Annotated in this window: 9 protein-coding genes; 4 read left to right on the forward strand and 5 right to left on the reverse strand. The window is 63.0% G+C overall.

Annotated features, from left to right (window positions below; genetic code table 11):
* Positions 1 to 341 (forward strand): PhzF family phenazine biosynthesis protein (locus tag O2807_08095; GenBank protein MDA1000460.1); only part of this gene is annotated, 341 nt, incomplete at its 5' end.
* A gap of 108 nt (positions 342 to 449) precedes the next feature.
* Complete coding sequence (locus O2807_08100) at positions 450 to 1,655, forward strand: pyridoxal phosphate-dependent aminotransferase (protein ID MDA1000461.1); 1,206 nt, start codon at positions 450 to 452, stop codon at positions 1,653 to 1,655.
* A 134-nt stretch (positions 1,656 to 1,789) separates the two neighbouring features.
* On the opposite strand, the gene O2807_08105 is transcribed toward O2807_08100, so the two are convergent.
* The gene (locus O2807_08105; GenBank protein ID MDA1000462.1) at positions 1,790 to 2,140 is read right to left on the reverse strand and encodes a phosphomannose isomerase type II C-terminal cupin domain; all 351 of its coding nucleotides are present in this window, start codon (positions 2,138 to 2,140) and stop codon (positions 1,790 to 1,792) included.
* 330 nt (positions 2,141 to 2,470) lie between these two features.
* On the opposite strand from O2807_08105, the gene O2807_08110 reads away from it, so the two are divergent.
* The gene (locus tag O2807_08110) at positions 2,471 to 3,961 is read left to right on the forward strand and encodes a c-type cytochrome (protein MDA1000463.1); all 1,491 of its coding nucleotides are present in this window, start codon (positions 2,471 to 2,473) and stop codon (positions 3,959 to 3,961) included.
* 486 nt (positions 3,962 to 4,447) lie between these two features.
* Here O2807_08110 and O2807_08115 read toward each other — a convergent pair whose 3' ends face one another.
* The 4 genes from O2807_08115 to O2807_08130 form a co-directional block, all read right to left on the reverse strand.
* Positions 4,448 to 5,119 carry a CbtA family protein gene (locus O2807_08115; protein ID MDA1000464.1) on the reverse strand — a complete coding sequence of 224 codons (672 nt, stop codon included), beginning with the start codon at positions 5,117 to 5,119 and terminating at the stop codon, positions 4,448 to 4,450.
* An 11-nt stretch (positions 5,120 to 5,130) separates the two neighbouring features.
* On the reverse strand, positions 5,131 to 5,313 hold the full coding sequence (locus tag O2807_08120; GenBank protein MDA1000465.1) for a CbtB-domain containing protein: 183 nt from the start codon (positions 5,311 to 5,313) through the stop codon (positions 5,131 to 5,133).
* Between the two features lie 68 nt (positions 5,314 to 5,381).
* Positions 5,382 to 6,161: a cyclase family protein gene (locus O2807_08125; protein MDA1000466.1), complete on the reverse strand. Its 780-nt coding sequence runs from the start codon at positions 6,159 to 6,161 to the stop codon at positions 5,382 to 5,384.
* A gap of 77 nt (positions 6,162 to 6,238) precedes the next feature.
* A complete protein-coding gene (locus O2807_08130) occupies positions 6,239 to 6,736 on the reverse strand; it encodes a carboxymuconolactone decarboxylase family protein (protein ID MDA1000467.1) in 498 nt (165 codons plus the stop codon).
* A gap of 435 nt (positions 6,737 to 7,171) precedes the next feature.
* Here O2807_08130 and O2807_08135 point away from each other — a divergent pair, with 435 nt between their 5' ends.
* Entirely contained in the window at positions 7,172 to 8,476 is a 1,305-nt protein-coding gene (locus O2807_08135; GenBank protein ID MDA1000468.1) for a carbohydrate porin, read from the forward strand.
* Positions 8,477 to 8,529: the final 53 nt, after the last annotated feature.

Below are 8,529 nucleotides of genomic sequence, written 5' to 3' on the forward strand. Positions count from 1 at the left end.
TCGAGGCGGACTCGGAGGCGGCCGTGCGCGATCTCGTCCCCGACATGCGGCGGCTCGGGGAGGCCCCCTGCCGCGGCGTGATCGTGACGGCGCGCGCGGATGATCCGGCGGTGGACTTCGTCTCGCGCTTCTTCGCCCCCGCCGCCGGCGTGGACGAGGACCCGGTCACCGGCTCGGCCCACTGCACCCTCGCCCCCTTCTGGGGCGCGCGCCTCAAGAAAAAAGAGATGATCGGGAGGCAGCTCTCCCCCCGCGGCGGCACCGTCCGCGTGCGTCCCGAGGGCGAGCGCGTCCGCCTCTTTGGGCAAGCCGTGACCGTCATGAAGGGGGAACTCCTTTAACTCTTGCGTCATTTCCGCTCTCCCGCTATAAAAGGCGGTCTTTGAACGAAGGGTGCGGCCCGTCTTTGTTTTAACAACTTGTCCCTTTTCAGCCTCTTGGAGGGTTCCATGGCAAGCTTCGACACCGATGCGATCGCGGCTTCGCGCATCTTCGATGTGCCCTTTTCGGGCATCCGCAAGGTCTTCGACGCGGTGAGCGCCCTCGAGGCCGAGGGCAAGGACGTCATCCACTGGCAGATCGGAAGGCCCGATTTCGACACCCCGGCCCACATCAAGCGCGCGGCGGCGGAATCGCTCGAGAGGGGCGATGTCCACTACGCCCCGAGCATGGGGATTCCGCGCCTTCGCAAGGCCATCGCGGCGCGGACCGCGATCGACACCAGCATCGAGGTGGCCTGGGACACCCAGGTGATCGTCATGGCGGGGGCGAACGAGGGGATCCTGTGCGCCATGCTCGCCTTCATCAATCCGGGCGATGAGGTGATCATCTCGAACCCGAACTGGCACCACTACAAGTGCACGGCCCAGCTCGCGGGCGGGGTGCCGGTCGAGGTGATGACCACCGAGGAGAACGATTTCGCCCTCATGGCGGATGAGGTCGAGAAGGCGATCACGCCGAAGACGAAGATGCTCTGCATCACCTCGCCGGGGAACCCGACGGGGACGACGATCCCCGAGAGCGAGCTCAAGAAGCTGGCGGCGCTCGCCCAGAAGCACAACCTGATCGTGATCTCCGATGAGATCTACGCGCGCATTTTCTACGGCGAAGGCGGCTGCGCCCCGAGCATCTTCTCCCAGCCGGGGATGGCGGAGCGCACCATCGTCATCAACGGCTTCTCGAAGGTTTATTCGATGGACGGCTGGCGGCTCGGCTGGACGGTGGCGAGCCCCGAGCTGACGCGGCACATTTTGCGCGTGCGCCAGTACACGACGGTGTGCGTCAACACGTTCATCCAGAACGGCGCGGCCCACGGCCTCGAAGCCGACCAGGGCCCCATCGACGAGATGATCCGCGCCTTCGCCGAGCGGCGGCATGTCATCGCCGAGGGCCTGCGCGCGATCGAGGGGGTGACGCTCGCCGAGCCGACGGGGGCTTTCTACGCCTTCCCGAACCTCAAGGCTTTTGGAGGCTCCGCCGAGGTGGCGGGGTATCTGCTCAACGAGCACGCCATTGCGACCGTGGGCGGGCACGTCTTCGGGGCGGGGGGCGAGGGCTACACCCGCATCGCGTACTCGTGCTCGACCGAGGAGTGCGAGCGCGGCGTCGAGCGCCTCGGCCAGGCGCTCGATCAGATGCGGAAGGCCGGCGCCTAGATTCATCTCCGAAAAAACAAAAAACCCCGGTCAGGCGGCCGGGGTTTTTTTGTGGCCGGGCGAAAGCCCGGGCAGCGGGCCAATTTACCCAGACGGAATGACAAGAAAACGAGCAAACGGACTGGCTATCAGGCCTACGCCCTTCCGTAGTCGTCTTCCTTGCGCTCGATGTCGTCCTCGCCGAAGTAGCTTCCGTGCTGGACCTCGATGAAGACGAAGGGCGCCGTGCCGGTGTTTTCGATGCGGTGCCAGGCCCCCTGGGGGATGTCCACCGACTCGCCCGGCCGGAGGGGGATCCGCTCTTCGCCCCGCGTCACAGTGGCCTCGCCCGAGACGGCGTGCCAGTGTTCGCCTCTTTTTTTGTGCCGCTGGAGGCTCAGCCGCTGGCCGGGCTTGACGATGATGCGCTTGACCTTGTGGTCGGCCTCATCGGAGAGGACGATATAGCGTCCCCAGGGCCGCTCGTCGGTTTCCTGTCCGCTCATATGCACCTCCCGCGCTGAAAAAACCGCCAACAGGCCTCATTCTACCCACGGGGCGCGAAAAACGAAATGCGGCGGTTCGATTCTTTGGCAGTGGGTCAGTTTGCTTGTTTTTCTTGTCATTCCGAGTGCCGGAGGCGCGAGGAATCTGCTTTTCCACAGCAGATTCCTCAGTCGCTGCGCTCCTTCGGAATGACACCACGGGTCCATTGTGCAAACTGACCCACGACCGATTCTTTGCAATTTTCCCCGCGCGCGGCGATATTCGGATACAGGGAGATTCGGCCCGTTCCCCTTGCCATGACAAAAAACCTGAAGCCAGGAGGCTGTGCGATGGCGGCATTTGCGGGCGTTTGCCGAAAATTTTTCCCGGCGGTTTTTGCCGTCGCGCTGGCTGTCTCTTTTCCTTCGCCCCTGGCCGCCGACAAGGGACATCCCCGCGGGCCCGCGCAGCCGAAAGGAAAAGCCGCTTCCCAAATGCCCGCGGGCGGACATGGGGATGGCGCCCCCGGCGGGGGCGGGCCCCCTCACGGCGGCGCCCCGCAGGGCATGAATCCGATGCAGGCCGAGGGCTTTCGTCTCGTCTCCGAGCTTCACTGCAACGCCTGCCACTACATCTCGAAGGAACTCGAGCACGGGGCGAGCCACGGCGGAGGCCACGGGGCCGTGGCCCCGAACATCGCCTTCCTGGGGGAGAAGTTCCTCCCGGAGTGGCTTTTCGATTTTCTCCAGATGCCCGATACGCTCCGGCCGTGGCTCAAGACGCGGATGCCGAACTACCATTTGAGCGAATTCGAGACGGTGGCCCTCGTGCGGCACATCGAGGCCGACCACAGGAGAGGGGAAGCGCCCCCCGAGGCGCCTCCCGGGGCCGCGGACGAAAAGGCGCTGATCGCGGCCGGGCGGAAGCTGGCCTCGAAGGATTATCTCGACTGCTTCAGCTGCCACTACCAGAGCGGCAAGAAGCCCTCCGGCAAGCCCGAGGCGCTGGCGCCCGATCTGGCGCTCGCCCGGGGGCGTCTGCGGCCGGAGTGGATCCGCCGGTGGATCCGGAATCCCTCCCGAATCCTTCCCGGCACGAAGATGCCCACTTTTTTTGAGGACAATGAATCGGGGCCCGAGGACATTCTCCGCGGCGACGAAGGGCTGCAGATTGAGGCCCTCGTCCGGTATGTCCTGGGCCTCGGCAAGAAGCGGCCGGTCGTGATTTCCTACGCCGGCGCGGAGAAGCGCTACCCCTCGGCCACGCGGGCGGCCGGCTTCCGGGTGATGAACGAGCTCAACTGCGCGGGGTGCCACGATGTGGGAACCATGCATGAGAGGATCGAGGCCGCCACCCCGCTCGCCTACGCGGGAAGCCGGTACTACATGCCCTGGGTGGCGGAATACCTCCAGCGCCCCCACCGCATTCGCAAGGGAGCGGCCCGGATGCCCGATTTCAGCTTGACGCCCAAAGAGGCGAAGGCGATTGCCCATTATCTGATGACGCTGGCCGATCCGCGCGTTCGCTCTGACCGGATGCCCCCTGCCGTTTCCCCCCAGCGCGCATCCCGGGGGAGAGCCCTTTTCGTGCGGCTGAAATGCGGGGCGTGCCACGTGGTGAATCCGAATGAAAAGAGCCAGGGGGCCGGCCGGCTCGACGGCCCCGGACTGGCGCGGGCGGGCCTTCGCCTTCAGCCGGAGCATCTGGTGCTCTGGCTCTCGGGGAAGGTGACAAAGAGCGGATCAAAGCTGGAGATGGATGCGCACCCGGCGGTTTCGAAGATGAAGCTGCCGATGGCGCAGCTCCGCGATCTGGCCGCCTACATCTCCTCGCTGCGCTGAGGCGGGCGCGGGCCGGTTTGCGCAATGGCCCAGCGGTGTCATTCCGAGGGAGCGCAGGGTGGGGCCCGCAGCGAGCGAGGAATCTGCTGTGCGAAAAGCAGATTCCTCGTGCCGGGCACCCCGGCGAATCGGAGATTCGCGGGAGGCCCCCCACCGGGAGGCCCCCACCGGGGGGTCCGCCTCGGGCGCTCGGAATGACAAGAAAAGCAAGCAAGCTTACCCATTACCGAATTTCCCCGCATCTTCTGCGCGGGTCTTTCCCCCCGCGTGTGCGAGAGTGGTCCCGCCGCCGAAAGAGGGGGCCAGTAAATATTGCGCATACGGCGCGAAATTTGAGAGCGGGGGGCGCGTGCGGGAGACTGCGCGATACGGCGGGTTTTTTGAGAGCGGGGGGCGCGTGCGGGATGCTGCGCGATACTGCGGGTTTTTTGCGCCGCGCCCTTGCCGGGGCCTCGCCCGGTCGAGGAGCCGGTTTGGAATTCGCCGCTAGGTGTTTTCCAGCCGGCGGAAGAGGTAGCCCGAAAGCCCCCCCAGGACGATCCAGAAGACGCCGGAGGTGAGGAGCGCCGCCCAGATGAAGGCGCGCATGAGGGCGGGCGGCGCGGCGCCGCCGTGCATCTCGGGCTGGGGCGCCCCGATGAGATGGGGAAAGACGATCAGCAAGACGCCCAGTGCGATCCAGAGCGGCCTGCGGATGAGGAGCGCGAGCGAGAGCCCCCCCGCCGTGAGAAGTGCGGTGAGCCACCACCAGAGCTGGCGGTCGGGCACAGTGGCGGCGGTCGTCCCCGGCAACTCGGGCGGCAGGCCCAGGGCGGGGGCGAGACTGAAGGCGGCGAAGCCCCCCAGCCCCCAGAGGATGCCGGTTTTCCAGTCGGCGCCGCCACGAAGGGCATAGGCCGCCACCAGAAGCAGGGCAAAGCCGATGGCGGCGGTGATGTTGGCCACGGCGGTGAGGGACAGGCGGCCGAAGGGCGAGGCTTCCCCTTCATCGCCCTTCGGCTTGACCGCGTCAGGGGCGGGGGTTTTGGGCGTTTCCGCTTTTTCGTAGGTTTCCGCTTCCTGGATGAGGGGCAGAACGCGGACGGACTGCGCCGCGGTCAAGAAGAGACCGGCGAGCAGTCCGGAGAGTGCCGCGGTGAAAACAATCCGCCGGAACAAGCTGGGCCCGCCTAGTGACAAACGAAGCCGAGGGCGTGACGCGAGTCGTGCGCCGCGTCGTGCAAAACCTGCGGCTGCGCGAAACCTGCGCCATAGATCAGAAAGATGCCCAGAAGTGTGGCGGCCAAGGCGGGTCCCAGTGCACTGAGGCGCATGGCGTCGGATTGACTCACTCCGGCTGCGGTGTGGGCCATGGTGCGGCTCCCTCAAAAAAGTTGAAATGAAGTCCCTGATTCAGGACTTTATTATCTCATGTCCGGGCTTAGGCGTCTACAAAGGCGACTGCGCGGATCCAACTGCCGCTGGCCCGCTCGATCTTGATGGGAAACATCGAGACGGTAAAGCCGAATTCGGGCAACTGGTCGAGATTCATGAGTTTTTCGGCGTGGATGTACTCTTTTTTGCGGCCGTAGAAGTGGCTGCCGAAAAAGTCTTTGGTGTTTCCCTCGAGGCGGACCTTGGCCATCTGCCGGACGGGCATGTCGAAGCCCCAGGCGTCGATGCCCATGACCTTGATGCCCTGCTCCTCACAGAGATAGGCCGTCGCCTCGACGCTCATCCCGGGGTGGGTCTGCTCGAAATCCGGGGTGTAGAAATATTTGGTCGTGTGGTCGGTGCGGATGAGGACGATGTCCATGGGCTTGAGCTTGTAGCCCTTCTTCTCAAGCGCTTTCACTTTCGCCTTCACCTCGTTCACCGTGATGTTGTGGCCACGCTCCGCGTCGTGAAAGTCGAGCACCACGCCGTCCCCGAAGCACCATTCGAGCGGGACTTCGTCGATCGTCTTGGAGGGCTTCCCCTCACACTCGGGCCCGTAGTGATAGGGCGAGTCGAGATGGGTGCCGCTGTGGGTGCTGACCGAGCTGATCATCTCCGTGGCGCAGTGCATGTGATCGGGAAAGTAGCTCGTGTCGGGAAATTTATAGGCTTTCGTGCGGCTGCGGCCGAGTTCGCGGTGAGCGATGTACTGGATGACGGCAGGATTGTTTTCCATCGGAGCGTTCTGGAGCGGGACGCTCAGGTCAATGAATTTGCGGGCCATGTCGGCGTTACCTCCTCGAATCGCGAATATGAAGAGTCGTCAAAACGGATCGTGGGCGGCAATCGTCGCCCGCCGGGTTATTTTTTTCTCCGGGTGGTGGATTTCTTTCTCACTGCTTTTTTCTTGGCCGGCGCGCCGTCTTTGAGTTTCAGTCCCTGGGGCGTTGCGGCGGCCTTTTGTCCGCGTTTCAGGTTCGGGAAAACATCGTTCCACGCGACGCGGGCGCATTGCAGCATGTAGGGCATCCCGCAGTAGGTGGACATCTGAATGATGACTTCCATGATCTCCCGTTTGGTGGCGCCGCAGTTCCATGCGGCCTGAACATGCGTCCGAAGCTGCGGGTGGGCGTTCGCCATCACGCAAGCGGCAACGGCACACAACTCGCGGGTCTTCTGGGGCAGAACGTTGCGGTCGTAAAGGCCGCCGTAGCAGAAATTCATGAAGGTTTCCATGAATTCATCGTCTGCCCACTTTGTCATGTCCTCCGCGATGCGCTCTGTGAACTCCTTGCTCCAGAGCATGGAGCCGCGCTTTAGGGCGCGGGGGGGAATTTTCGCTTTTTTCCGGGGTGCCATTGGATCTCCTTCCCGTGCAGGGCTCAAGCCGGGCAGGGGCCACTGCGCAGCATTTTGGGCGGTCCCTCAAGGACGGGATTGCCCTTTTATTTGGCTGGAAAACGACCTTTTTGCTAGCACGCGGCCGGAAGGCTGTCAATCGGAGAAGGGTGCCTGCCGAACGGAACCGGGCGATATGTGCCTTCGCCGAAACAAAACGGAAACATTGATTTCATGTATTCGCAATCAATTCGATTTCTGGCAGAAACACCCCGCGGGTATCTTCTCCTCCCAAGGTTAGAGCCAATCGGGGGCCTGGCCTTCCATCCCAGGGCATGAAAGGGTTATTGCGTTGAAAATCGGGGTTTTTGCGGATGACTTTGGAGAAACCGGTGGGGCATGTTCCGGGCGAGTGGGTCCGGATTGCGCCGCGGTATTTCAAGAAGGAGTGTTTTGATGGTGCGACGATGGATTCGGATAGGTGGCATGTTCCTTGTGGCGATGTCGCTGGCGGCAGTGTTCGTGGGTCCGCCCCCGGCGTCGGCTCAATCGGCGGCGGAGCTGGCAGAGAGAATCAAGGCGCTTGAGAGCGAGTTGAATGCGCTGAAGGGTATGCTCCAGTCCATCAGACAGGAGCAGCAGGCCCAGAAGGCTAAAGTGGAAAAACAGGAAAAGGCGATCGGCCCCATTCAGGACTTGAAGAGCACCGTCGCGGCCCTGAGCAAGCTCGAAATCAGCGGCGGCATCACGGGCATTCTTCAGAACGCAACCAACGTGGAAAGCAAGCTGGGCGGGGATGCCGCATTTGCGGAAGGTTCGTTCGACATCATCTTCACTTATAAGGCGTTCGAGAATGTGAAGTTCGTTCTCGATCTCGAGGGCATCGGCGGCAACGGCCCGAACGGCAAGCTGGCGAATCTCGGCGGGCTGAACGACGACTCGGGAACGACGAACGACAACGTGACCATCCTCGAGGCTTATGGTGAGGGTACTTTTTTCAAGGAGCGCCTCACCATCACGGCCGGCAAGATCGATCTCACCAACTATGTGGACGGCAACTCGTATGCCGGGAGCGAGACATCACAGTTTGTCTCCAGCCCGTTCGTGAACAACAGCGTACTCTCCGCTCCCGCGAACGCGCCGGGTGTCCGGGGACGGGTTGATCTCGTGCCCGGCAAGTTTTACGTCGAAACCGGCGTCATGTCGCAGGATGTCAACGGCGACGGCCAGACGACGGACGATGTGTTCGCCGATGTGTACGGCGTGTTGGAGATTGGCCTGACGCCGAAGATTTTCGGCAAACAGGGCAACTACCGGGTCTGGGGTTTCCTCGATGGTGCGGGCCGGAAGCGGGAAAAGAACACAGGCCGGTTGAAGGATTTCACGGCATCGGGCATGGGTGTGAGTTTCGATCAGGAATTAACCGATTGGCTGGGCGGTTTTTTCCGGTGGGGGACCCGGGATACCGCAAATACGCTTTACACCACCCGGCAGGCCTGGAGCGCGGGCTTCCAGCTGACCGGTTTTCTCCCGAAGAGAAAATTCGATTCGCTGGGCGTGGCCTACAACGAAATCACACCGACCAAGCGCGACTTCGGCACCGGGGCAGATGAGGAGCGTCTCATCGAGGCTTACTATCGGTTCCACTTTGCAGAGAAGTTCCACTTCTCTCCGTTTGTCCAGTTCCTGATTAACCGCAACGCCAACGACAGAAACAACGACATTACAGTTTTCGGCGCGCGGCTTCAGGTGGATTTCTAGCGGTTCCTCCCTTTCGGGGGTTTTTCCTCCTCCTTGGGGCCGGCCCTTCGGGG

The organism is bacterium, from assembly GCA_027622355.1.
Taxonomy (GTDB): Bacteria; UBA8248; UBA8248; order UBA8248; family UBA8248; genus JAQBZT01.

Excerpts from the sequence above, each read along its gene's own strand:
- O2807_08100 (MDA1000461.1), top strand. The coding sequence starts at position 450 with ATGGCAAGCTTCGACACCGATGCGATCGCGGCTTCGCGCATCTTCGAT.
- O2807_08110 (MDA1000463.1), top strand. The coding sequence starts at position 2,471 with ATGGCGGCATTTGCGGGCGTTTGCCGAAAATTTTTCCCGGCGGTTTTT.
- O2807_08135 (MDA1000468.1), top strand. The coding sequence starts at position 7,172 with ATGGTGCGACGATGGATTCGGATAGGTGGCATGTTCCTTGTGGCGATG.
- O2807_08105 (MDA1000462.1), bottom strand. The coding sequence starts at position 2,140 with ATGAGCGGACAGGAAACCGACGAGCGGCCCTGGGGACGCTATATCGTC.
- O2807_08120 (MDA1000465.1), bottom strand. The coding sequence starts at position 5,313 with ATGGCCCACACCGCAGCCGGAGTGAGTCAATCCGACGCCATGCGCCTC.
- O2807_08125 (MDA1000466.1), bottom strand. The coding sequence starts at position 6,161 with ATGGCCCGCAAATTCATTGACCTGAGCGTCCCGCTCCAGAACGCTCCG.
- O2807_08130 (MDA1000467.1), bottom strand. The coding sequence starts at position 6,736 with ATGGCACCCCGGAAAAAAGCGAAAATTCCCCCCCGCGCCCTAAAGCGC.